The organism is Cytobacillus sp. C11.1, from assembly GCF_058145115.1.
In genome coordinates this window covers 1,374,864-1,399,964 of the sequence record NZ_CM176935.1, presented here as the reverse complement: position 1 = coordinate 1,399,964, position 25,101 = coordinate 1,374,864, and the positions used below count along the sequence as shown (strand labels likewise).

17 protein-coding genes and 1 pseudogene are annotated in these 25,101 nt (G+C 39.4%); 10 read left to right on the top strand and 8 right to left on the bottom strand.

The features are described 5' to 3' along the window. Nucleotides 1-31 precede the first annotated feature (31 nt). Nucleotides 32-1,175, bottom strand: a pseudogene (locus AC3ZVC_RS06850) (sensor histidine kinase). 429 nt (nucleotides 1,176-1,604) lie between these two features. Between AC3ZVC_RS06850 and AC3ZVC_RS06845 the strand changes: the two are divergent. Together AC3ZVC_RS06845 and AC3ZVC_RS06840 are read left to right on the top strand one after the other, a co-directional pair. Next, entirely contained in the window at nucleotides 1,605-2,243 is a 639-nt protein-coding gene (locus AC3ZVC_RS06845; protein ID WP_490067408.1) for a YigZ family protein, read from the top strand. Between the two features lie 86 nt (nucleotides 2,244-2,329). Next, a complete protein-coding gene (locus AC3ZVC_RS06840) occupies nucleotides 2,330-3,361 on the top strand; it encodes an LCP family protein (protein WP_490067405.1) in 1,032 nt (343 codons plus the stop codon). A 292-nt stretch (nucleotides 3,362-3,653) separates the two neighbouring features. On the opposite strand, the gene AC3ZVC_RS06835 is transcribed toward AC3ZVC_RS06840, so the two are convergent. Next, nucleotides 3,654-4,700: a glycosyltransferase family 4 protein gene (locus AC3ZVC_RS06835; RefSeq protein WP_490067402.1), complete on the bottom strand. Its 1,047-nt coding sequence runs from the start codon at nucleotides 4,698-4,700 to the stop codon at nucleotides 3,654-3,656. Between the two features lie 466 nt (nucleotides 4,701-5,166). Between AC3ZVC_RS06835 and secA2 the strand changes: the two genes are divergently transcribed. Both secA2 and AC3ZVC_RS06825 read left to right on the top strand, forming a co-directional pair. Then, on the top strand, nucleotides 5,167-7,542 hold the full coding sequence (secA2, locus tag AC3ZVC_RS06830) for an accessory Sec system translocase SecA2 (protein WP_490067399.1): 2,376 nt from the start codon (nucleotides 5,167-5,169) through the stop codon (nucleotides 7,540-7,542). Between the two features lie 15 nt (nucleotides 7,543-7,557). Next, nucleotides 7,558-8,445: an accessory Sec system S-layer assembly protein gene (locus tag AC3ZVC_RS06825; RefSeq protein WP_490067397.1), complete on the top strand. Its 888-nt coding sequence runs from the start codon at nucleotides 7,558-7,560 to the stop codon at nucleotides 8,443-8,445. A gap of 68 nt (nucleotides 8,446-8,513) precedes the next feature. Here AC3ZVC_RS06825 and AC3ZVC_RS06820 read toward each other — a convergent pair whose 3' ends face one another. Both AC3ZVC_RS06820 and AC3ZVC_RS06815 read right to left on the bottom strand, forming a co-directional pair. Further along, on the bottom strand, nucleotides 8,514-9,236 hold the full coding sequence (locus AC3ZVC_RS06820) for an Ig-like domain-containing protein (protein WP_490067395.1): 723 nt from the start codon (nucleotides 9,234-9,236) through the stop codon (nucleotides 8,514-8,516). After that, nucleotides 9,188-11,026: a phosphodiester glycosidase family protein gene (locus AC3ZVC_RS06815; RefSeq protein WP_490067393.1), complete on the bottom strand. Its 1,839-nt coding sequence runs from the start codon at nucleotides 11,024-11,026 to the stop codon at nucleotides 9,188-9,190. Before AC3ZVC_RS06815 ends, AC3ZVC_RS06820 begins: the two co-directional genes overlap by 49 nt. A gap of 619 nt (nucleotides 11,027-11,645) precedes the next feature. Between AC3ZVC_RS06815 and AC3ZVC_RS06810 the strand changes: the two genes are divergently transcribed. Further along, complete coding sequence (locus AC3ZVC_RS06810) at nucleotides 11,646-13,091, top strand: MBOAT family O-acyltransferase (protein ID WP_490067389.1); 1,446 nt, start codon at nucleotides 11,646-11,648, stop codon at nucleotides 13,089-13,091. Nucleotides 13,092-13,103: 12 nt separating this feature from the next. Then, the gene (locus AC3ZVC_RS06805; protein ID WP_490067385.1) at nucleotides 13,104-14,159 is read left to right on the top strand and encodes an SGNH/GDSL hydrolase family protein; all 1,056 of its coding nucleotides are present in this window, start codon (nucleotides 13,104-13,106) and stop codon (nucleotides 14,157-14,159) included. Nucleotides 14,160-14,254: 95 nt separating this feature from the next. Here the strand turns inward: AC3ZVC_RS06805 and AC3ZVC_RS06800 are convergent, their stop codons facing one another. From AC3ZVC_RS06800 to AC3ZVC_RS06790, 3 genes are all read right to left on the bottom strand, one after another. Beyond that, nucleotides 14,255-15,895, bottom strand: a complete 1,641-nt coding sequence (locus tag AC3ZVC_RS06800; RefSeq protein WP_490067383.1) for a M14 family metallopeptidase — start codon at nucleotides 15,893-15,895, stop codon at nucleotides 14,255-14,257. A gap of 92 nt (nucleotides 15,896-15,987) precedes the next feature. Continuing rightward, on the bottom strand, nucleotides 15,988-16,350 hold the full coding sequence (locus AC3ZVC_RS06795) for a hypothetical protein (protein ID WP_490067380.1): 363 nt from the start codon (nucleotides 16,348-16,350) through the stop codon (nucleotides 15,988-15,990). Nucleotides 16,351-16,647: 297 nt separating this feature from the next. Next, on the bottom strand, nucleotides 16,648-16,776 hold the full coding sequence (locus tag AC3ZVC_RS06790) for a hypothetical protein (protein WP_490067379.1): 129 nt from the start codon (nucleotides 16,774-16,776) through the stop codon (nucleotides 16,648-16,650). 192 nt (nucleotides 16,777-16,968) lie between these two features. Here AC3ZVC_RS06790 and AC3ZVC_RS06785 point away from each other — a divergent pair, with 192 nt between their 5' ends. Continuing rightward, nucleotides 16,969-17,835: a helix-turn-helix domain-containing protein gene (locus AC3ZVC_RS06785; RefSeq protein ID WP_490067375.1), complete on the top strand. Its 867-nt coding sequence runs from the start codon at nucleotides 16,969-16,971 to the stop codon at nucleotides 17,833-17,835. 41 nt (nucleotides 17,836-17,876) lie between these two features. Here AC3ZVC_RS06785 and AC3ZVC_RS06780 read toward each other — a convergent pair whose 3' ends face one another. After that, entirely contained in the window at nucleotides 17,877-20,174 is a 2,298-nt protein-coding gene (locus AC3ZVC_RS06780) for an S-layer homology domain-containing protein (protein ID WP_490067372.1), read from the bottom strand. Between the two features lie 369 nt (nucleotides 20,175-20,543). Between AC3ZVC_RS06780 and AC3ZVC_RS06775 the strand changes: the two genes are divergently transcribed. The 3 genes from AC3ZVC_RS06775 (at nucleotide 20,544) to AC3ZVC_RS06765 (ending at nucleotide 24,835) form a co-directional block, all read left to right on the top strand. Continuing rightward, nucleotides 20,544-21,206, top strand: a complete 663-nt coding sequence (locus AC3ZVC_RS06775) for a hypothetical protein (RefSeq protein ID WP_490067369.1) — start codon at nucleotides 20,544-20,546, stop codon at nucleotides 21,204-21,206. 15 nt (nucleotides 21,207-21,221) lie between these two features. Next, the gene (locus tag AC3ZVC_RS06770) at nucleotides 21,222-22,457 is read left to right on the top strand and encodes an efflux RND transporter periplasmic adaptor subunit (protein WP_490067366.1); all 1,236 of its coding nucleotides are present in this window, start codon (nucleotides 21,222-21,224) and stop codon (nucleotides 22,455-22,457) included. Between the two features lie 251 nt (nucleotides 22,458-22,708). Further along, nucleotides 22,709-24,835, top strand: a complete 2,127-nt coding sequence (locus AC3ZVC_RS06765) for a 5'-nucleotidase C-terminal domain-containing protein (protein ID WP_490067364.1) — start codon at nucleotides 22,709-22,711, stop codon at nucleotides 24,833-24,835. The last annotated feature ends 266 nt before the right edge of the window (nucleotides 24,836-25,101 follow it).

The window sequence follows — 25,101 nt, the reverse complement described above, 5'->3', positions numbered from 1 at the left end:
TCCGGTTTTTTCTCTCGAATTTTTCTCTATATTACAAGTTTAAAGGTACTTGAATCAGGACAACCGTGCCTTTGCCAGGCTTGGAATCAATTGAAAGTTCACCTTCCAGAAGTTCCACTCTCTCTCTCATTCCGATAATTCCAAAAGACTCCGCTTTTTTCTCACTGATATCAAAGCCTTTTCCGTTATCCTTAATCACAACCATTACACTTGTCTTATTAATCTCCAGTTTTACATTTATCTCTCTAGGGTCCGCATGCTTAAGCGCATTTGTGACGGATTCTTGTACCAGGCGAAAAAGCGCAACTTCATATTGGGATGGAAGCCTTACTTCATTGCCTATATTACTAAAATAAATCTTTGTTGACCCATGATAATCTTCGATCGTTTGCAGGTACTTTCTGAGGGTGGGAACTAAACCCAGGTCATCCAAAGCCATAGGGCGCAGGTCATAGATAATGCGGCGAACCTCATATAAAGCATTTCGGACCATTTTTTTAAGGCTTTTGATTTCAGTAAACGCCTCACCGGCACCCCGTTCATTATAAACTCGTTCAATTAAATCTGAACGCATCATGACGTTGGCCATCATTTGGGCAGGACCATCATGAATTTCCCGGGATAACCTCTTCCGCTCATCTTCCTGAGCTTCGATTATTTTCAGTCCGAATTCTTGTTTAAGCTTCGCATCCTCTAAAATTTCACCCATTTGCTTTAGGTCGCTTGTAAGGTAGTTCATGACGACAGAGATTTGGGAAACAAGAGCCTCAGCGCGGTCGATGGTTTCATTTACACTCAGGAGCCTTCTTTCAATGTCATCCCTTCGGTCACGCAACTGTTTTTCCAGCTGTCTATTCATGGAAAGGTCCATTTGCAGCTGATGGGCTTTTTCGTAAGCGTCCCTTACCTCTGCCTCTGTGTAATCTTTAAAATGCATGCTGACCTCTGCAAGCCTCTTCCTGGCAAACCTCGTCTGGACTTCAAGCTTGTCCCCTTCATCAATGGTTTTGATCACCATCTGTTTGACATCTCTTAGCTCGTCTGTCAGGGTTTCGTGGTCTTTGCGGCATTGTTCCCCTATGCGAAAAATCTCATCCTTGCTCGTACCGACTGTGTCGATCACTCTTTTGTAAAATAAGATCGAGTGTCTTTGTGTCAAATCTCTTAATATTCATATTCTAATCCTCCAAGGAGCATAGAACTCCTGAATGCTGTCTACCACTATTTTAGCTTGAATTGGAGGGTTATACTATCTAATTGGAATGAAAACTATCCCACAATAGCCAAAATTCGGTAAAAAGGCACAGTCTTGAGTTTCTTCCCTGAGTCTTATATCCTATATAAAGATATGTAAACTTACAACACAACAAGTACTATAGGGCAAAGAATGTTTTCTCAAAAGGAATTATACCTAAAAATTATTCTAAAATAAAAGACATATGTACTATCAGAATATTTTTTATTATAACATGTGAAAAGAACGGCAATATTAAAGTTTCATTACAATCAGTTGAAATTTAAGTGGGAAGCTTTTTGTCGAATTATAATGAAAGAAGCAGAATTTTATACATAACACGGGAGCAATAGGAAAGGAGCTGGCTTGTATGCTGCCCCGATACTATACAGTAAGAGATTACGGTGAATACGAGATCATAATCCAAAAATCCAGATTCATAGCATATGTTTCCAGAGCTGAAACTGAAGCTGAAGCGCAAGATTTTATCCAAACGATAAAAAAGAAGAATTGGGATGCAACCCATAATTGTTCGGCTTATATGATAGGCGAGAACGATCAAATACAAAAAGCGAATGATGATGGAGAACCAAGCGGGACCGCTGGAGTTCCTATTCTGGAGGTTCTGAAAAAAAAGAATTTGAAGGATACTGTTGTTGTCATAACCCGTTACTTCGGGGGAATAAAATTAGGAGCAGGCGGCTTAATCCGCGCTTATGGCAAAGCAACTTCCGAAGGCATTAAAGAGACCGGAATGGTTGAACGTAAACTAATGAGGGTTATGCATACCAAAGTGGATTACACATGGCTTGGAAAGCTTGAAAATGAACTGCGTTCTTCCGTTTACAGTTTAAAGGAGATTCATTATTTGGACACGGTAGAAGTTGAAACATATGTTGAAGAAAGCCAGACAGATTCCTTTACGGAGTGGATGACCAGCCTGACAAATGGGCAAGCCGAAATTTCTGAAGGAGACATGTTATACCTTGAGGAAAACGTTCCTCTGTAATCCGTAATTTACGGTTATTATAAAAAACGGTAAAATAATTTATATGAGATTGAATTCATACTTTTTATTAAAGGAGAAAATACAATATGTCCCTGGACAGACGTTCCTATAAAACCAAGAAAAAGCGAAAAAAACGAATCATTACTTGGATATTACTTCCATTATTATTTATTACATTAAGCGCAACCGCATATGGTGCAATTCTTTACAACAAAGCTCAATCTGTTATGGATGAGTCGTATCAGCCCATAGAGCGTGAAACAAAGCGGGTGCAAGCAGACCCGATGGATGAAAACACCTCTATCCTATTCATAGGCGTTGATGATAGCAATGTTCGCAATTTTGAAGGCGGCTCTCGTTCGGATGCATTAATGGTTGCTACTTTTAATGAGAAAAATAAATCCGTAAAGCTTTTAAGTATTCCGCGTGACTCTTACGTCTACATACCAGAATTAGGCTATGAGGATAAGATTACACACGCCCATGCCAATGGTGGCGCCGGATCAACGATTGAAACGGTAGAAGGGCTTTTGGATATCCCTATCGATTATTATGTCAAAATGAACTTTAATGCATTCATAGATGTAATAGATGCATTAGGCGGAATTGAAGCAGAAGTTCCTTACGAAATCAGCGAAATGGATTCAAAGGATCGAAAAAATGCCATTAACCTTCAGCCGGGACTACAAGAACTGAACGGTGAGGAAGCCCTGGCATTAGCAAGAACCCGAAAGCTGGATAACGATATTGAGCGAGGGAAACGACAGCAGCAAATTATTAAGGGAATTATGAAAAAGGCGGTATCCGCCAAGGGGTTAACTAAATATTCAGATGTTATCGAAGCTGTAGGAGATAACATGACAACTGATTTATCTTTCAGCGAAATGAAATCTTTTATTGATTATGCGACTGCCGGATCAGGACTCAACATTGAAACCATGACACTTGCTGGCAGCGATGCCTATATTGATTCAGTATATTATTATCAGTTAGATGAAATGGAAGTCGAAAATGTGCAGGAAACCCTAAAAAGGCACCTGGAAATTGAAGAAACCATTAATACAGCTGATCAAGATAACATTTATGAGGATAATCATAATACCGGAAGTGAATACTAGGATTAAAAGGCTTGTTCGAAAGGAACAAGCCTTTTTTTAATATACAAAGGCTGTTCTTAAAGTTTGATTGGAGCGGAAGGCGGTCAAAATGCATCCACAATTTCTTCTTGCGGTAATTATCGGGGTATCAATTCAATGGCTTGCAGGAGTCGGATTCAAAGGGAGACCATGCTGACTTAGTGTTGGAGGCTCAAGGGTCGTCTCTGGTCCGCTTAGTACATGAAACAAAGATAAAAAAAACAGTCATAAAAAAAAGCAACTCCTAAGAGTCGCTTTTTATAAGCAGGTCCAATTATTTCATTACTTTTTTGGCATTTACCATCTTCAGTATCGGTTTGTAATCCTTGTTAACAAGTCCAATTTTCTCAACAATAAGCTCAATGGCCAAAATCAATGTTCCGATTAAAAGGAGCGCTCCCCAAACGGTAGCCTGTGTCAAAATAACCGCGGATAGTCCAAACATTGCCGCCAATGCATAAATAAGCAGAACTGTTTGCCTGTGGGAAAAACCAAGCCTTAACAGGCAATGGTGCAAATGGGACTTATCCGGAGCCGATAACGGCTGTTTATTGACAATTCTTCTGATGATGGCAAAAAACGTATCAGAAATCGGAACACCGAGAATAATAACAGGGATAATAAAGGAAATCATGGTGACATTTTTAAAGCCGAGCAGTGAAAGCACACCAATCATATAGCCCAAAAATAAGGCTCCAGTATCTCCCATAAATATCTTGGCTGGATGGAAGTTATACAGCAGGAAGCCAAGTGTACTTCCCAGCACGATGAATCCAACGCTTACTACAAATGCATCACCCTTTAAAATAGCCATACCGGAAATGGTGATTAAAGCGATGGAGGAAACACCGGCTGCAAGACCATCAAGGCCATCGATCAGGTTAATGGCGTTTGTAATGCCCACAATCCACAAAATAGTTAGTGGAATACTTAGCATACCAAAGTCCAATGTCCCCATAAAAGGGATGTTAATGTAATCAACCTGAACACCGCCCAGTACCACAACCAAAGCTGCTGCCAGCTGGCCAATCAGTTTGATTTTAGCGGAAAGCTCAATTAAATCATCCAAAATCCCGGTAACGATGATGATTAAGCTTCCGATAATAATCGGCATTGCAAATTGATCTTCCGGTCTTAGAACCAGCAGACCGATAATGAAGCTTAAATATATAGCAAGACCGCCTAAACGCGGCATGATTTTTTGATGAACTTTACGCTGATTTGGCTTATCAACTGCACCAATTTTTATGGCAAGCTTTTTTACCATTGGTGTAATAATTATTGAAGCGATAAAACATATTAACAAGGTAAGGTAAACCATGAAGGACCTCCTCAATCATTAGCATATCCAAAGTGAATTTTTTTAAATTAACAAGTTCGTTCATAAACTCCAAAAATTTGGGTTTTTAATCGCAGGCTTTTCTCAGACTCTTTTATAATACTAGTAATCTTGTAAAGTCAATAAACTATACCCTTATCAACTTCATTATTATATCTACTTCTTTTTAATTTATCCACTAAAATTTGATTACGGTTTTCTTACATCCATTTCCCCGATTTCCCCCAAAATCAAACATCCGCTCTATATCCCTATTCTTAGACGATAGACAAGGGAAAATAGTTACATAATTTGATAATGTTTTCTGGGTAAAAAAGACGAATGATCCATTAAAAATATTGAATTATTTCCCATTTATTCTGGAAATATAGTAAAAATTGCATTCTTTTGGTAAGATTAATAAATGTTAGAAATTATTAGTTTAACTAGATATTAAGGGGCGTCAAACATGCTAACGTTTCTCAAAAGAACTATCGGAGATACAAATGATAAACGATTAAAGAAGTATTACAAATTTGTCAATCATATTAATTCACTTGAAAAAAAGTATGAAGCTTTATCCGACAGCCAGTTAAAAAATAAAACAGATGAATTCAAATTAGCTTTACAATCGGGCAAATCCATACACGATATAAAAGCTGATGCCTTTGCGGTTGTTCGCGAAGCATCAAAGCGGGTACTGGGCTTGCGCCACTTTGACGTTCAATTGATTGGAGGGCTTGTTTTAACAGAAGGAAATATTGCCGAGATGGCTACAGGAGAAGGAAAAACTCTGGTAGCATCCCTTCCCAGCTACCTAAGGGCCCTGGAAGGAAAAGGCGTTCACGTTATTACCGTCAATGATTATCTTGCCCGCCGTGACAGGGAAATCATTGGACAAATCCATGAGTTTCTCGGCCTTTCAGTTGGACTGAATGTGCCAATGATGATGCCTGAAGAAAAGCAAAAGGCATATGAAGCAGATATTACATACGGTGTTGGAACCGAATTTGGTTTTGACTATTTAAGGGACAACATGGTCAGGAATACACAGGAACGCACCCAAAGGCCATATCACTATGCGATTATAGATGAAGTGGACAGTGTATTAATTGATGAAGCCAAAACGCCGCTTATTATTGCTGGTAAAATGACGGCAAGCGCAGACCTTCATTATATTGCTGCACGCCTTGCAAAGCGTTTTAAACAAGATATTGACTATACCTTTGATGAGGAAACGAAGGCAACCAGCCTCACGGACGAAGGAATTGAAAAGGTTGAAAGAGCCTTTGGCGTAGAAAATTTATACGAACTTGAGCACCAGACTTTATACCATTATGTAATACAGGCTGTAAGAGCACATGTGATGTTTGAACGGGACGTGGATTATATTGTTCACGAAGGAAAAGTCATGCTTGTTGACATGTTTACAGGCCGGATAATGGAAGGCCGCACATTAAGTGATGGGCTGCATCAGGCAATAGAAGCGAAGGAAGGCCTTGAAATTACAGAGGAAAATAAAACACAAGCTTCCATTACAATCCAAAATTACTTCAGAATGTACCCTTTCCTCTCCGGAATGACCGGCACTGCGAAAACGGAAGAAAAGGAATTTGAGCAGGTTTATGGAATGTCCGTCATTCAGATTCCTACTAATAAACCTAAATTGAGGGAAGATCTGCAAGATAGAGTGTTTAAAACAACTCATGATAAATACACAGCAGTAACTAACGAGGTCAAGGAAAGGCACAGCAAAGGACAGCCTGTTCTAGTGGGTACCACCTCCATTCTTCAATCGGAAAAAATAGCAAAGTACCTGGATGAGGCTGGTTTAAACTATGAGCTGCTTAATGCCAAGAGCGTGGAGCAGGAGGTACGTCTAATCTCGCTTGCAGGACAGAAAGGACAAATTACGATTGCTACGAACATGGCCGGACGAGGAACGGATATTCTTCTGGGTGAAGGAGTAGCAGAGCTTGGCGGCCTTCATGTCCTGGGAACAGAACGCCATGAGAGCAGACGTGTAGACAATCAGCTGAAAGGCCGCTCAGGGCGCCAGGGAGATCCGGGCTCGACCCAATTTTTCATATCGCTAGAAGATGATATGTTCAGAAGGTTTGCAAAGGACGATTTGGAAAAGATCCAAAAAACACTTACCGTTAATAATATCGGATTAGTGGAAAACAAGAAAATCCATGAGTTCGTCGATCGAGTACAAAGAATCGTTGAAGGCGCGAACTTCTCGATGCGCGAGTACAATTTGAAGCTGGACGATGTCATTAATGAGCAAAGAGGAATTATTTATACATTAAGAAACAGGGTCCTGGAACAGGATGATCGCATCAAATTATTAATTCCTATGATAGAGGAAACTATTAAGAACGAAATGGAAGACACCTGTGCAGATGAAATTCTGCCGGAAGATTGGCCGGTAAATAGCCTTTTGGCATCAATGAATTCAATTCTTTCCGGACAGTCCATTTCAATGCCGGAAACAGTCACCGATAAATCAGAGGTTGAAGATTCCATTAATCCTGCTTTAACCAATTATATAGAAGAAATTGAAGCATTAAGAGACCAGGAAGATTTCCAGGCTGCCCTTAAATATGTAATGACAGCAATCATTGATAGGCATTGGATTCAGCACCTTGAGGGAATGACAAGGCTGAAAGAAGGAATCGGCCTCAGACATTACCAGCAAGAGGACCCTATGAGAATTTATCAACGAGAAGGCCTTGAATTGTTTACGATAACCTACCATAAAATTGAAAAGGCCGTTTCCCTTGAAACAGCCAGCATGCATCAGCGTATAAAAGAAGATAAACAAAAACAGCAAAAACACTAAAAGGAGAAAAAAGCCATGCTTTCTATCTTCCGCCGTAAAAGCAAGGAACAAGTGAAAAAATCGGGACTGGATAGCAGCGTCTCTGCTGCCGAGCTTCTCAATGAAAGTGAGTCAGCAGAAGAGGAAGAGGTAGATACAGAGTTATCAATCCATCCAAGCTGGAATATCCCAACTGAACAAATGTATGTTTTAAGATTTTTAAATAACGAACTGGCTCCTTTAAAGCCGAATCAAATTTCCCTTTCCGGGATTGATTTAAAACCTGCCGAGTCAGGATTGGAAGTAACAGCCTTTGTCCGGAACAGCTTAAATAAAGGCATTAAGTTTGAAAAAACGGATCTGCTCCTTCTGGACTCCAATAAAGAAGTAATTGCCCGACGCCAATTCGATTTAAGTGAACTTGGCGATTTACCCGGGAAGAGCAGCCGGCCATGGACTTTTGTATTCCCGGTTTCTTCAATGCAAAAAACAGAATGCAGCAAAGAGGATTGGACAATCGCCTTTGAGCTTAAGAAACAGCATGCATTAGATCTGCATGAAACCTGGGAACAGACAATTGCCGAAGAAGATAAGGAAAAGCTCCAAACTCTTGTTCAAAGCGTTCAGCCTCCCAAGCCAGGAGAGGTTAACTTTATGGGTCTGTCTGCGAAACTTGCGGAATCCGGGGATCTTCATGTGACAGTTCTTATCCGGAATGGACATGATAAAAATATTAATATTCAACAGCTTCCGCTGCAGGTTGAAGATGCCGCTGGCGATATAATCGCTAGAGGCGGATTTAAATTGGAAGACTTCGAGGTTAAAGCAAACACTTCCAAGCCCTGGACATTTATCTATCCTTCCAGCCTTGTAAACAAGGAAAACCCGGACCTTACCAAATGGAAGGTTTCTCCCGGCCAATAAACCTTTGAACAGTAAAAAAGATCAACCTGCATCGGTTGATCTTTTTATTTTCAAGTCACTAGTCAAAATCAATAAATACCAAAAGGCATAGAATAGTCTTTCCTTAAAGGTATTCCCTTAGCCGAGCGTACGAATGTGGTTACAACAAGCTGATAGGATTTGCCGGAAGCATATCCCTTGGAGGGAGCTCCGATCATAACAGTCTTAAGATCCTTGTTTAATTTAACACTGACAGGCAGCCTTTCACCTGCTTCATCCTGAACATAGATGTTGCCGCTATTCACGGTGGAGGGGCTCATTTCTATATTAAAAGCAATCTTCCATTGTTTGTTTGCTGAAGCTTTAATCGTACTCGAATTGGTTTGGAAGTACGGTTCAATATGATCTTCATCATATACAGCCTGCAGCTTATCAAGATAAATACTTCCTTTATTTTGATTCGCAACTCTAGGTTCAGCAATATAGATTCGATCCAGTGAAATAGGATAGCTTGCGCTGGAAGGGATATCAGCCTCTATGTACCTCCACCCTTTCCAGTTCAACGCCCCATCTTCCGTAAAATTAATCGTCACTTCTTTTCCTGAAGCATCATACAATTTCCCGCGGAGCCAATGGGCTTGTCCATCACCATAAACCCATATTCCAATCGCAGAAGGTTTTCCCGGTATTAGTAACCGTTGGGAAGCAACAGCATAGGAAGCTGCTGTTCCGTTTTTATTCCCCTCAAAGTCATAAGTCAGCTTTAAAGTCCCCTTGCCTTCTTTATGGCCGAAGTTCGTATGGGACGACAATGAAGTTCTGGCTCTAATACCTTCCGCCTTCCACTCCACTGCAGAATCAAAACTGCTGATGATCTCGGCTTATTGCTGACGGTCACTAGTATTACTGCTTTTGCGCCTCCTATCCTTCCCGTCAATGTACCCTTGGCTTCTTTTGCGGCAGCCTGGAAGACCCCATCAGCACCTACCTCTCCGATCTCCCCGGAAGAAGACCATTCAATATTGGATGAATTAATAATTAGCGGTTTTCCGCTTGAGTCATAAGCTTTAACTGTAAGCTTTTGCTTATCTCCTTTTCCAAGATAGAGTTCTTTTGGATTAACTTCAATCTTATGCGGAGTACCTGAAACAGTTACCGGTACTTTCACTTCCGCTTCGCCGTATTGAATAGTGACATTTGCTGTGCCTTCCTTAAGCGCAATAAATCTATCACCTTCCATTTTCCCGGCGGCCCCTTCAGCTTTATACTTCACTTGGTCCTGGTGGACTGGAATTAAATTATTATACCTATCCAAAGCTGCTGATAATGTAAATGAAACGGAAGCTCCGACGGCAAGCTTCCCTTCCACTGACTGTGCAGCTTTAAAAGAAACCGCTTCTCCGTAAGGTGCTGTGCTGATGGCCTGCAAAACAGCAGAAACATTCCGCTGTTTTCCTCCTGAAGGCTTGTTAACTAAGGAAGCATACCGATTCCCCGGCAATCTTGCAGCCATAGTAGTTGAGCCTCCCCCATCCAGGTTCAATGCCTGATCTGCTCCCAGACTCACTAAATAAGCTGCAAACTCTTTAAGTGTCATCCCTTCACTATAGCCCGGCATTCGCCCGTCCACTGTTACAAAGAACACTTTATTACGTGTGGAATCCACAGCGACTGCAGTTCTAGGCTCTCTCGAAACGGCGCGCGGGCTGGAGGGATCAATAGTCATATTCACTTTTCCCTTCTGCACAAGCAGCGGTCCGCTTGCAAGCATAAAGGAAGCATCCCTCCATTTATCATCTATATCAGCTTTGACCGTCACAGAATCTCCTATTTTCAAATCTCTTATTTGATCGGCCTTTGTTCCATGTGCAGAAATAACAAATCCGTCTTCAGGGATGATAGAACTTGATACTTGTCCATAAGGCCTGATTCCTGTAACTTTCCCTGTTACCGTTTCGCCGAAATCAGCCCCGGGGTCCAGTGTCTTGTTCAAATTCCTTACGATAATTTCAAGTCCCGTTTCATTTGTTCTGGTATTTCCATAGCGGAAACTGCTTGTATATAAGATACTTTCATTTGTGTTTCGCTGGCGGTTAAATGAATCCACCTGAAAGGTTTTATTATGGTGGCCAAAAGTTATTTTAAGCTTAAATTTATCAATTAATGCCTTTCCGTTTTTATCAACACCAAAAGCTGCCGGCGTGTACATATAGCCATTTTCAAGATTAGATACAGCCCCTAGAAATTGTATGTTATTATTTGAGGATAATAGATAGGTAGGATTTCCGTTTTCCATATGAAAAAAAGAAGCATTAATAGCTCCAACAATATGATGTTTTTCAAAGGTATTCATTTTTGCCATAGCTGTAACAGGTTCCAGCTTATTTATTGGATCAGATACTCCATAATTCATGGTGGTATAAGGATCTAAAAGGTTAATGTTTAGCAGATTTATTGCCTGCTTTTTATTGGATATGAGTGTATTCTTTTTTTCCAGAGTTATACCAGGTGTCAACCGGATGGGACTTTCAGCTGCATATACTGGTTGAAGCCCTGCCAGACCAACCAGAAAAATAATACCTAAAAAAATGATTTTCTTCACTTTCTACAACCCCTGACTTTCTTTCTAGTAAATGTCTATATATGTAAAAATCTATTACTTTCTAAGTATAGCAAATTTATTGGTAAAATAATGAAATATTACCATTATCTATAAAATAACACAAAAAAAAGATATCCGCTTAATAAAGCAGATATCTTCTTCCGGCCTGCGACCAACCATCGCCCACACAATTTATCGCCAAACAAAACGGAAGATATTACATTTTCATTTTAACACATAAGAGGTTTTATACAAGAAGGAAATATGAAAATTTTTCTTCTATTGGTTAAATTATCATATATGGATAAAATATGGTTTAAAACCCTTTAATTACCATAAAATAGGTAATTTGTATCAGATTAATCATATACCTTAGTTTTCTTTTATGCTATTAAAACTTAATATACAGTTTTGAATTTTAGGATCATATCAATTCGTTTTTCATTGTGTTGTCACTCTCAATCTTGTATAGTATGATTTATTTGGCAATCAGACTGCATGATAGCCATTATAAATTTGGCTGTGATTAAGCTTTATATTGATTTTGGGCACTTTGCTTGATTGGAGCGGAAATCATCAGACAGTATACTTAGTCATAATTTAATGGAGGAGATTCTCTTTGATCTTTAATTCTTTTGAATTTATTTTTGTGTTTCTCCCAATAGTGTTTATCATCTATTTTCTTTTAAATAAAATAAACTTTACGCTCTCAAAAGTATGGCTGCTCGCTAGCTCGCTATTCTTTTACAGCTGGTGGAACCCAAAGTACCTGCCTTTAATATTGGCATCCTTAATTATTAACTTTTCCATTGGTTCATTTTTAGGAAAGGATAAGCCAGTTTGGCAAAGAAAATTGCTTTTAACCATTGGTATTATCTTTAATGTCTGCCTTCTTGGATATTTTAAATATTACGATTTCTTTGTAACGAACTTGAACATAGCCTTTGACACCAATTTTAATGTGCTTCATTTAATATTGCCTTTGGCAATCAGCTTTTATACTTTTCAGCAGATTGCTTATCTGGTAGACTCTTATCGCCATGAAACGAAAGAATATAATTTCTTAAATTATTCATTGTTTGTCAGTTTTTTCCCGCAGTTGATTGCTGGGCCGATTGTCCATCACAGCCAGGTAATGTCCCAGTTCGATGATAAAAGTAACCGCAAAATCAATTTTAAAAATATCGGTCTCGGACTCTTCGTTTTTTCAGTGGGATTATTTAAGAAGGTGGGGATCGCCGATACTTTTGCCGTTTGGGCAAATAAAGGATACAGCATCGCTGAAAGTCTTACATTCGTGGATTCCTGGATGACTTCACTGGCTTATACGTTCCAGCTATACTTTGATTTTAGCGGATACTCGGATATGGCCATTGGAGCTGGGCTGCTTTTCAATATCGCCCTTCCGCTAAATTTTAATTCGCCGTACAAGGCATTAAACATCCAGGACTTCTGGAGAAGATGGCATATCACACTATCAGGATTTTTAACGAAGTATATTTATATACCCCTTGGTGGAAATCGGAAGGGAGCAATACGAACCTATATAAATATATTGATCATTTTCTTTGTCAGCGGAATCTGGCATGGAGCAGGCTGGACTTTTATTGTCTGGGGCTTGATGCACGGTTTTGCCAGCGTAATTAACCGTTTTTGGACAAAAGCAGGGTTTACAATGAATAAACTGCTTGCATGGTTCATCACCTTTAACTTTGTTAATGCCACATGGGTATTTTTCAGGGCACCATCCTTTGATGTAGCGGTGAATGTATTAAAAGGAATGGCAGGCTTCAACGGCTTTGCACTGCCGGAAGAACTGAACAGATATGCCTTTATACAAAAGGTCACCAGCGATTTTTACCAGTATCCGCTCGCGGAAGGATTTTTAAAGCCAGCCTTAATCACGCTAATCGGCTTTGCCATTGCAATATTTGCCAAAAACTCAATTGAATTAAAGAACAGCCTTAAACCTAATTGGGCTTACGCCTTTTATGTATCAGCACTAATTGTTTATTCTGTATTCCAGCTGCAAAAGGTCACTGAGTTTCTATACTTCAACTTCTAAGGTGGAATATCCATGAATTATAAATCATTTGTTATAAAAATAATGTCCATTGTACTGCTGTGCGTTGCTTCTGTAGGATCCCTCATTTATTATATGGATCCTATGTGGACATTTGGCCATCAGCATAAATACAATGATGTTCAAACAGTCATTAACGAACGGCAGCAAAAAACAAATCGAATCCTTTTTCAGCCCTTCCCCTATGATACACTTCTGCTGGGAAGCAGCAGAACCACTTATATAAATCAGCATGACTTTGAGGGTATGAATGTATATAACTTTGCGGTAAGCAATGCTTCTGTGCAGGAATATAACAGCCTTATTGAACTCGCCAAGAAGAAACGCGGAAAAGAATTCGAAAGAATCATAATTGGCATCGATTTTTTCAAATCCAGCCTAAAGGAAAGCAGTGCAAAAAAATCGTTAAACCAATATATCGAAGCAGCAAACGAACCATTTTACCGATATAAGAACCTGCTCTCAATGGATCTCCTGGAATATTCGTGGCAGAATTATAAAATGTCCAGAGATAATAAAGTATTGGAAGAGCGAAATTATAACAGGAACAATGTGGCCAACGCCAAGGCTGTTGATCCTGAAGTGATGGAAAAGCAAACAGAAGCTAAAATCCAAAAGTTCAGGGATGTATTTTACGGTGATTCGTATGAATACAACCCGGACTATAAAAGGATCTTAGAAGAGTTGAAAAAGAATAATCCAAATACAGAGTTTATCGTGTTCACAACACCAATTTCCACGCCATTATTTGAAGCGCTGGTGGATGAAGGAAGACTGCCGGACTATGAACGCTGGCTCAATGATGTGGCTGAAGTCTTTGGCGGAGTGCATAATTTCATGTATCCCAGCTCAGTTACAGAGGATCTTAACAATTACTTTGATGGACACCATTTTTATCCCAATGTTGGAAAACTGATCGCCCAAAGAATCAGCAATTCAAGCGGCAAGGAACTCCCGGATGACTTTGGCGGCTACGTCGACCAAAAACACCTGGCTGCCCACTTAGCAAGCATCCGCAAAGAAAACGAGCCGCTCCTTGTTAACAGATGACAGGTACCAGGTACCTATACCACTTCTATACCAGTTCACGCAAAAACCGCCTGCCCGGAATATACGATCCGGCAGGCGGTTTTTATTTTTACGGTTTAATTAATTGTCTGGGCTTCTTTAGCCATCATAATGCCAATAGAATAATTCTTCTTCCAGATGCTGTCAAAGTATGATACCGGTACAGGCTTGGCACCAACATATGGGGAGATTTCCGGTGTAAAACCGGGTCTTCTTTCGTTCTGGATAAACCAGTCTGTAAAACCTCCGCCGCTGGGATTCCTCATTGCCGGAACTAGAGAATACCCCGTCTTGGCTGAGATTTTCTGGGCAAGAGCCTTATCCCTTTGAAGTGCGGAATATCCCTGGTTAAAATGCCAATAAAGGATTTGTCCCGAAGAATGGTAGGCAAGTGCTGTTTTAAAATCGTGGGCAAGCGTAAAGTCTGCCACTGCCTTTGCTTCAGGCTCACTTAAAGGCCTTGTTCCTTTGTAATTCTGCGGGCCCGGCTTCCCTGGATCGCAGCAAATATTCGCCCAATCAGCCGGATATTGGCGGTTAAGGTCAACACCTCTTATATTGGCCTTCCATGCTGAAAAATCGGTTTTGTTACCATTTAGTTTCAGTACATAACTAGGGTTTTTGGCACTCTTATAACCTCTCTGGACGAGAGTGACTCCGTCCGGGTTGACCATTGGCACAAACCAGATGCTTGTTTCGCTTAGAATCTGCCTCACATTATAGCCATCGAGCGTTTTATTGCGCAAATAATGATATGCATATGCATCAATCATTTCCATTAATACGTTGGTTGTCATATGTTCCCTGGCATGGTGAGATCCATTTATAAAGATTTCATTTTTCCCTGTTCCCAGCTTTAATGCATACAGGTTCCGTCCGTCAACAGACTTCCCGATAATTTGAATTTCAGTAATATTCGCATACCACAGGCGAATATCTTTTAAATCACGGATCATTTGTTCATATGTATAAGTCCGCCTTGGTTCAACGAAATTGCCTGTATACCTATTTACATCGCTCTTTTTTACGTAGGCACGGCGCCCCGCAATTTCAACTATGTAGTAGTCCCGGTATGTTTCAAGGGCCTGCACCTCTATTTTCTTTTCAATCCTGGCCATCGACTGAAGCCTGCCATTGTTAGAATAATAGAAATTAGTAACATTTAAAGAAATAAGCCTGTTTGTGAATGTACTGCCCTTCACAACCCCATTTGGCAAAGAACCATTGAGAACTGGCTCAGTTTCAGACTTCAATACATACCCTTTAAAGGAACTGAATTGAATAATATGATACTCCCCTTCTTCACCAATCCTTTTAAAAATCTGGCCTGACATCAGCCTGGCTCTCTTTACCAGCTTTCCATCTTCCTTGCGCAAAACCGCAGCATCTATTTTTGCTTTAAAGACTTTTATATCTTTATAATAATCCCAGCTGCCGGCTGGCTGCACATACTCCTTTAAGATCAGCGCCTTCTGATTATTAAAACTGATATAATAGCCATTTTCCAGCACTTCAACCACCTGAAAAACAGTGTTTACAGCAGCAGACTCTCTTCCAACTTCATTCCCCTGGCTATCCACCAGCACCAAATCAGTCAGAGCTATTACTTTTACATACTCCGTTGTCAACTCACTTGCCGAACCTTCGGGAGCATTGATCATTAAAACAAATATAAACAGTAATAAGGCTTCCTTCCAATTTTTTGTATTTTTAAGCAAGTTCTCTCCCCCTTCCCCTATCTATCTTATGTTCTGGAAATTTGTAAATCTAGTACTTTTTGAAATAGTTTACAAAAAAAAAGAAACTCCGGCTAAGCCAGCGCTTCTTGTTCTGAATGAAACAAAGACATATTTTGAAGATATAAAAACTTCTTGACTCCAATTACCCTTAAAAATTCCAATATATTTTTTAAAGATGCTCTCTTGTATTCTTCCATGATCTGAAATTCTTTAAAATAGGCTATTGTATTCTCGATTCCTTGGGGCATGTGTGATCTTGTTCCCAGATTAAATTCTTTCATTCCGTTCCTGGATGTTAAAAAGGCTTCTGAACAGGTACAAATGACTGCTTCCCCAATTTTTTGCCGGCCATTTTTAAAGTGAAAGGAGAAAATAATGGAACATTCATCATCCACGAATGTCGGTAAAACTTTCATTTCTATTTCGTTCATCATATCACCTCTTTATCAGGATGTTTTTAGGATACCAAATATATATAAACGGTGGAAAAGCGATTATAATGGATTAACAGCAAAAAGGAATCGAATATACCGGTGTAGAACAATTAATTATAAGAAAATATAACTATAAGCATATTTTTGTAATTTTAAAAAAACTGGCTTAAAAGAAGATTATTCTTACAAAAAAAATCACCCCGAATCGGAGTGATAAAATGGAGATTAATAAGTAGTGTTCGTAAAACTGATAAACTTAACAGGAGCATGCTCCCAATAATGATTTAAAACATGGTTTTAATGCACAGATGGAAGTTCAGATGTGCGAATTGCGCCATCACCCTGACCTGCAGCGCTCGCTGATACACCTGCAAAACTTAAAATCAACGTCATAACTGCCAAGACAGCAAAAATACGTTTTTTCATTAGACAGGCCCCCTTTAGAAAGTTTTTAGTTAAATATTAGTATGAACTAACAGTTCTATTTAACCATATTTTTCGGAACAGGCCATTTGCTTTAAAAGGCGATTTAGGCAGGTTTACCTTTATAAATCTACAAAATATACATGATAACTAAGCAAAATATAATTATAGGAATATTTTCAGGGGAGTGTTCAGATGAACTTTTCAGCAATTGGGGATAAGATAAAAGAACTTAGAAAATTGATGGGGCTCTCCCAAAAAGAACTTGCCCAGGGGATATGCACCCAGGCACAAATCAGCAAGATTGAGAAGGGAGATGTTTATCCTTATGCATCTACTCTCTATCTAATATCACAGCGATTGGGTGTTGATGTCAACTACTTTTTCGATATAGGCACCACTCCCAGAATTGATTATGTAAAGGAGGTCAGCAGACAATTAAAGCTGGCTCGAAGAAATCTGCAATATGAGGAAATCTATCAAATTGTCAAAACAGAGGAAAAAAATGCACTTTTCCTGCAAAATCGGAGAAATCTGCAGCTTCTGCTATGGCATAAAGGAATCTGTTATTATCATCTGGATAAAAATGTATCAAAAGCTCTAAAACTATTAGACGAGGCCATTCAGTTGACTCACGACAAAGTTTGGTCGGAGAGGGAGATCGAAATTTCACTGAGCAAGGGCATCATATTATTTGAAGAAGGCCATCTTCCTGAAGCCCTTTCAGTCTATGAACCTTCAAAGGAGCATTTAAAGCTGCTGCCGTATCTGCAGGATGACACAATAAAGTCCCGGCTCTATTACAACCTGGCAAGAACATTAACAAGGCTGGGCGAGTTCAATTTATCAACAAGCTACTGCAAACAGGCCATTGATTATTGCATTGAAAGAGACAACCTCTATCTGCTGGGCGAATTACATTATCATGTGGGCTACAATTATGAACTAAAAAAACAAATTAAGACCGCAAAATCCTATATGGAAAAGGCCTTAATCATTTTTGAACTTCAAATGGATGAAAAATATATTCACTTTATTAAAAAGAAAATCAGTGAATGGTAAAAAGCCGCCCTTAAAAAAGGGCGGCTTTCCTTTGGGTTTCTTTATTCATCAGCCAGTAGTTCTAGTGTATCCTTTCCCAGTTCGCCTGCAGCACTTACATTTCCATAGCCTTTAACAAGATCGCCAAAGCCCTGTTCGCGAAGCATATCAATAATATTTCCTTTTATTGGCTGGCCTGTATTGACTAAGTAAGAAGTTTTAGAAACAATCATTTTATCAAAGATCGCACTTCGCGGCTGGCCAATCTCTTCAAATAAGGTTTGACTTTTTAATAAGTCAACCAATGTTAGCCAGGCATAGTCTCTTCCGTTAAATATAAGCTTGCCGTTTACCTGGTACCAAAGATCGCCATCTTCCCTTACCCAGCGGGGATATAAATATTCAATCGCTGTCTGCAGCTCTCTGGCCGTTTTATAATACTTATCATCTTTGGTTTGTTTATAGGTTTCAATTAAGAATCGCATTTCACCCAGCGCATGATTTAAGGAAACATGTGTAGTCTGGCTACCCGGTGCATAGTAATCCGCAATTAAATGGCTGGAACTTGTAATTTTAATAATATTACCGATTTCCTTCTGATTGACAAGGAAATCAGCATATTTCCGGTTTGCTTCTTTAAGCTGCGAAATATCAAAGATCTCGCCTGCATTCTTCAAGAACAGTGCTGTGTTTTCGTTATGCCGGGTATCAATATACGGAGCGGTTGTTCCATATGCATTTTTCAGCCATGTACTCGTGTATTCTGTTTTAAAAACAGGCACATCGCCATTCCTGATCGCTCCATTTGTAAAAACATCCAAATCAGCAATGGAGTTCATAACTAAATTATAAAAGTACCGCTCATTCGATCCTTCAAAGGCACGCAAATAGATGCCCCCCTGAATGTATCCAAGGTTACGGCCAAATGCCATTTTATAGCCAGGCTCTACAGACCATGGAAGCTTCGTATAAACACCTTCTGCTGTCAGCCATTTATTGATCGTATGATACTCGTCTATACTTCTCTTAAACCAGTAATCTATATAGTATTGATCCTTGAAAAGCTTCTCATTTGACAGCATGACCCAGCTTTCCGAAACCGCTTTGCTTGTAACCTTCATATTCAATTGCATGGAAATTGCCCTGGATGATGTATTTTGATAGATCTTTACACTTTCATACTCATCCAAAAACTCTCTTAAAACCGATTTTTGCCCATTTGGATAGGCTTTTTCACGTTTAAGGGATGTATAATTTTTACTCATCATCACATTCGCGACCGTCTCGCTGCCGTTTGCTACATTAAGCAAGCCAATCGGATGTGTTGATGGATCAATTCCATACGTATTGCTATGTTCATGCACTACTTCCCCATATGAGTCATAACGCTGAATATTATAGGATGAGGCGTTAGTAAATGGAAGAATAACCGACGCAGAATAATGATTGTTCCCGTTATGTTCAAATTTAGCAAACACAAAAGTATCGCCGTTATCGATTCTTCTTAACGTCACCTTCAAGGTCCCTAAAGGGCTGCTTGGATATCCCATATAATAATAGTAATTATAATCCTTTGAGCGGATATGGGTAAATACATCGGAACGTTTATAGGAAAGCGGAACCCCGGAAGTATTCATCCTGACCTTCACATCATTCCCATCCCCTAATGGAATTTTAATTTCAGACGATGACACATTTACTGATTTACCCGGTTCCCCAGGCGGCGGTGGAGGAGCAGGCTTTTCTTCATCAATTTCCCCCAGCAGAACCAGCATTCTATATACGAAAACGGCTGACTCAGCTCTTGAAGCCGGTGAAGAATGCTCTATTTTATTCTCCTTCGTTCCAAGGACAATGCCATAATGAACCATCCTCTGGAATGCTTCCAGCGCATAAGCCGGTATCGATCCCTGATCATCAAAAGTCAGGGCCGCCTTATCCTGATAGTCTCCTCTGGATTGCAAAGCCCTGTCAATCATGACAGCCACGTTTGCTCTTGTAACAGGTTCGTTTGCAAGCGCATATCCATCCTTAGTGCCAACAATTATTCCAGCTTTTTTGGCAGCAGATAGATCGCTGTACAGCTTGCTGCTTTCCGGAACATCTTTAAATCCTGAATCTCCCGGAGGCAGTTCAAGTGCCCTTACCAAAAAAGCCGCAAATTGGCCTCTTGTTACAGTTGAATATGGCCGAAACGTACCATCTTCAAATCCGGCAATAATCTGTTTATTTACCAGGACTGTTATTTCATCTTTCGCCCAATGATTTTGAATATCCGAAAATCCTTCTGCTTTAGTCTGGCTAATCCCTTGCGCAAAAACAAACAAAAATATTAGCCCAGCAATAAATATCTTTTTCATTTCAGCCCCCTATTAAAATAGAATTCAATTAAAATCGAAATCCAAAATTTCAATTTTTATCCATATGATATTATACAACAATAGACATAAGTATTTTTTAGGAAACATCTGGAATTAGGGGTGAGAGACCCAGGTCTTTTAGCTGACTCAAAAGTCATTAAGAAAAAATATATGAACAAATAGGCAAAAATAACTTCTAAATACCCAAATAAATATACTATAATAATATTTTTAGGATTTTAGCACTATTTTCTATATTTTTACATATGATTCACAGGATATTTTGTGCCTTTTTGTCAGTTTTTAAGTTAAAATAAAGATTGTTGTTGCAAATTTGTTCAATTCTATCTAAATATTGGAGGATTTTTCATGATTTATCAGGTCCGTTTTTCGAAGGGGCTTCTCCACCAAAAGGACTTTCTCTATCAGCTTGAAAAAGCGGAAGAAATACGGGGATTTAACGTACGGGTCTTAGGACTATTCCTTACTAGTGTACTTCTTTTTTCGATTAGTGCCCTGCTCGGTGTCGGCACAGAAACCCTATCCAGAGAGTTAACCACCCTATCAGCCAGTGACTTTGAAACAAGGAAACTATTATTTTTATTGGGCCAAATCTTATGGGGGCTGATTTTTCCGGCCATCATGTTACTAATACCTGTAACCTTTTTTTGGTCATTAAACGACATTCCTTTTAAAAAAATATTTGTCATTCAAATGTTTGCAGTATGGGTGCTTTTGGCAGAAAAGGTATTATTATTGCCTCTGTTTTGGCAATTCGGATTGGATAAAGAGTCTTCCCCCATTTCACTTGGTGTGATTGCTCAGTACTTAACGGATTCCTCATTAATCGTCGCTTTCTTTGGCCAAATATCCATCTTCAGTCTATTTGCTTTGTACCTTCAGTACAAAGGGCTGCGATATCTGTCTGACAGAAGTTCAGGAATCGTTTTTACAATGGTTATGGCATTAAATTTCGTATTTTGGATGATTTCATCCTTCCTTTCATTTATGAAATTTGAAAAGCTTCTATAGAAGGTGTTGAATAATATGAAAAAATGGCAGCTGGGCCTTGTCGGGTCTATAGCAATCCTGCTTATTGCCGTTAACTTTTTTCTTATTTTAAAAGACAACAGCAAGATTGAGAGAACTGCTTATGTCGATGAATGGGAAAAAATAGGCAGAGGCGATATGAAAGAAACTCTCAAAACCGAAGGAGTAGCAACTTCCTCCGACGAGCATTACATTTATTTCAATGAAGAGATTGGATCATTCAATCAATTTCTTGTAAAAGAAGGAGATCTGGTCAAGCAAGGCGATCCTTTGTTTGAGTATGAATCCTTTAATGTCGATCGCGATAAACAGGCATTGGAGGATGAATTGGATAAAGTAGAAGATCAAATTGACAGCATTGAAGACCATATCGATGAATTAGGCAGCTTTATATCTGTGATTGAAGCCAAAAATATGCCTGTCATAAAAGACGATGATGACAGTTCTTTTGAAAACATTTACAGCTCTGTAGTGGATGTCGAGAAAGAAATTTACAACAAAGAGCTGGAGAAAGACCTTCTGGAAAAGGAAGCTGAACTATTAGAGAAACAAATCGACAGCATAGACGAACAATCAAGCAGATTGAAGGTTGCAAGCGATTTTGAAGGAACGATTACAAAGGTAAACACAGAACTGGGCAATCCTATTGTCGTTATTCAATCCAATATACCTGCTGTGAAAGGTCAATTGGATGAAAAAGAAGTGAACACAGTAGAAACGGGAATGCCAGCAGTTATTTATCCTTCCAGCACCAACAAAAAAATGAAAGGCTTTGTATCACGTGTACAGACATTTCCAGAAGAGGAACCTTCTATAAATGAGGAAAGTCTCTTTCCTTTCTTTATAGAACTAGAAGGAGAAAATAATGAGTTATATTCGGGTACACATACTGCCTTAACGATTATTACAAATGAAGTAAAAGATACAGTTATTGTCCCTGAGGATGCTTTGAAAAAGAAATACAAACAAACCAATGTTTTTGTCATTACCCAGGACGGAAAGTTACAAAAGCAAAAGGTTGGACTGGGGATTAAGGTTCATAAAAAACAGGAGATTAAAGAGGGACTGGAAGGAAATGAGTTCCTGGCAATCACTCCTTCATTTCCAAAACAAGTTAAAAAGGCAGACTTTATAACCCCTATTAAAACCAGCGAGCTTAGCAAAAAATCAATCAAAAGCCTTACTCGCAAAGAATGGCTGAAATATACTTTTACTGGTTTTGTACGAAGATAATAAAAAAGAGCAGCTTCCCGACTGCTCTTTTTTGCATCGCTTTTTTGTTTAAAATTTCCATTCCCAATCGATTGTAAAAAAATGATGAATTTTGTAAAAATTATTGCTGATTCTGCCAATTTCCTCTGTTAATTTTGCTATAATAATATTTGGGTCTATTTCTCTATTTCTCTATCATTATGAAAAATTCATACATACTTAACCATAATGGCCCTCTAGTAAGAAGAACTCAAATTTGAGGAGGAAAAATAATGGCTAAACCTTACCGTAAGTTTGTTGCTACTGCTGCCGCCGCTGCCCTTGTTGCTTCAGCGTTCGCACCGGCTGGTTCTGCAGAATCCAATTTCACAGATGTTCCGGAGCGCTATCAGGATGCAGTTGATTTTCTAGTATCCAAAGGTGCTAACGGTGTTACACCAACTTCTTTTGGAACAAACGAGAGCATTAAACGTGTAGATGCTGCCGTTTTAGTGGCTAATGTCCTCGGACTGGATACTGAAAGCGCTCCCGATTCAGGATTCACGGATGTGCCAAGCCGTGCTGCCGGTGCTGTCAATGCCTTAAAAGAAGCTGGAATCACATCGGGTAAAACAGCTACTTCTTTTGGTTCCCAGAGCCCCATTACAAGGGGAGAGCTTGCTGTCTGGATCAAAAAAGGCTTTAAATTGAAAGGAACATCTGAGCTTGTATTCACAGACGTGAATGAACGGTATGAAAAAGCAATCAAAGCGTTAATAGCCAACGAAATTACACAAGGTGTTTCAAGCACCAAGTATGGAATCGAACAAAATGCAAAGCGTGGAGACTTTGCTATTTTCCTATATAAATCAGATGCAGCTAAAGGCTTCTTTGAATTATCCATTGCCCACACAAATGATAGCCATGCAAATGTAGAGCGCATGCCTAAACGTGCAACGGCTATAAAAGAGTTCCGTGCGGAAAAGCCGGATGCTTTATTGCTTGATGCAGGGGATGTTTTCTCTGGGACTTTATATTTCAATGAATTTACTGGAGAACCAGACCTGAAGTTCATGAACTACCTAAACTATGATGCTATGACATTTGGAAACCATGAATTTGATTTGGGTTCAAGTGAAGATGGCCATAAGGCTTTATCCGAATTTGTTCAAAATGCCAAGTTCCCATTTGTAAGCGCCAATGTTGATTTCTCACAAGATCCCCTGTTTGATGGACTTCAAGAGGTTGCTACTATAGCTGAGGCGCCTGAAGACGGAAAAATTTATAATGCGATTATCAAAGAAGTAAATGGAGAAAAAATCGGTATCTTTGGATTGACGACTGAAGAAACAGCAGAAATCTCAAGCCCTGGTTCCGTTGAATTCAAGAACTATATTGAAGAAGCACAGAATTCGGTACAGCTGCTTGAAGAACAAGGAGTCAATAAAATTGTAGCCCTTACTCACATTGGCTATGATGACAGTCTTGACTTTGACAATGACCTTGAATTGGCTAAACAAGTAGAGGGAATTGATATTATTGTCGGCGGACATACACATACACAATTAACAGGACCTACCTTCTACACGGAAGGCAAGGATGAGCCAACTGTTATCGTCCAGGCAAATGAGTACAGCAAGTATCTTGGAACACTTAGCGTGGACTTTGACGAAAGTGGCAAAGTAACAGCCTACGAAGGCGAGCTTGTTGATGTAAGCAGCAAGGCAGATGATGCTAAGGCTCTTGAAATGCTTATGCCTTATAAAGAGCAAATTGATGAGCTGCAAAAACAGCCTATAGGTGTTGAAGCTGCAGTAACATTAGATGGCGTGCGCGAAAATGTCCGAACAAAAGAAACAAACCTTGGAAACCTGATTACAGACGGTATGCTTGCAAAAGCCCAAACGATCAACCCTGAAACGTTAATCGCTGTAACAAACAGCGGCGGAATCCGTGCTTCAATCCCAGAAGGAGACATTACATTAGGACAAGTACTGACAACTATGCCATTTGGAAATACACTTGGAATTATGAATTTAAAAGGTTCCGAGATTAAAGAAGCATTAGAGCACAGTGTTAAAGATGCACCAAATGCATCTGGCGGCTTCCTGCAAATCTCTGGCATGAAGTTCACTTATGACAGCTCATTGGCTTCTGGAGACCGTGTTGTTTCAGTGGAAGTTAAGGATAAAGACGGCAATTATGCCCCATTAAATGATGAACAAAATTATTATGTTGCGACAAACACCTTTACTGCCAAAGGCGGAGACGGCTATGATGTGTTCAAGAACGCCTATGAAGAAGGCCGAGTAAGCGAGCCTGGATATGTGGACTATGAAATGTTTATTGATTATTTACAAACATTCGAAACCATTGAAGGTACTGTTGAAGGCAGAATTACTGACGCAGCAGCTAACTAAAAGCTTTTAAAGCGGGGAAACTTCCCCGCTTTTTTATATGGTTTTAATTACCACTTGAAATACCCTCTTAAAAACGGCCTCATCCCTGTATACTATAAGTAGACTTGGTTGGTAAGCCATTGTAGTCTCCCTTTCTTGCGTGGAAGGGTCTTTTTTTTGCATAACTATAGAAAAAAAGAGGATGAATCAAAAGGGCGTTAAGTGACAATCCTTTTGATTAAATTTTTTATTATGATGACGATTTTCTTATTTTTCACTTTAATGTA

Coding starts and splice junctions, on each gene's coding strand:
- AC3ZVC_RS06785 (WP_490067375.1), top strand. CDS start 16,969: ATGAACTTTTCAGCAATTGGGGATAAGATAAAAGAACTTAGAAAATTG.
- secA2 (WP_490067399.1), top strand. CDS start 5,167: ATGCTAACGTTTCTCAAAAGAACTATCGGAGATACAAATGATAAACGA.
- AC3ZVC_RS06845 (WP_490067408.1), top strand. CDS start 1,605: ATGCTGCCCCGATACTATACAGTAAGAGATTACGGTGAATACGAGATC.
- AC3ZVC_RS06790 (WP_490067379.1), bottom strand. CDS start 16,776: ATGAAAAAACGTATTTTTGCTGTCTTGGCAGTTATGACGTTGATTTTA.
- AC3ZVC_RS06795 (WP_490067380.1), bottom strand. CDS start 16,350: ATGATGAACGAAATAGAAATGAAAGTTTTACCGACATTCGTGGATGAT.
- AC3ZVC_RS06840 (WP_490067405.1), top strand. CDS start 2,330: ATGTCCCTGGACAGACGTTCCTATAAAACCAAGAAAAAGCGAAAAAAA.
- AC3ZVC_RS06805 (WP_490067385.1), top strand. CDS start 13,104: ATGAATTATAAATCATTTGTTATAAAAATAATGTCCATTGTACTGCTG.
- AC3ZVC_RS06775 (WP_490067369.1), top strand. CDS start 20,544: ATGATTTATCAGGTCCGTTTTTCGAAGGGGCTTCTCCACCAAAAGGAC.
- AC3ZVC_RS06765 (WP_490067364.1), top strand. CDS start 22,709: ATGGCTAAACCTTACCGTAAGTTTGTTGCTACTGCTGCCGCCGCTGCC.
- AC3ZVC_RS06770 (WP_490067366.1), top strand. CDS start 21,222: ATGAAAAAATGGCAGCTGGGCCTTGTCGGGTCTATAGCAATCCTGCTT.
- AC3ZVC_RS06780 (WP_490067372.1), bottom strand. CDS start 20,174: ATGAAAAAGATATTTATTGCTGGGCTAATATTTTTGTTTGTTTTTGCG.
- AC3ZVC_RS06835 (WP_490067402.1), bottom strand. CDS start 4,700: ATGGTTTACCTTACCTTGTTAATATGTTTTATCGCTTCAATAATTATT.
- AC3ZVC_RS06825 (WP_490067397.1), top strand. CDS start 7,558: ATGCTTTCTATCTTCCGCCGTAAAAGCAAGGAACAAGTGAAAAAATCG.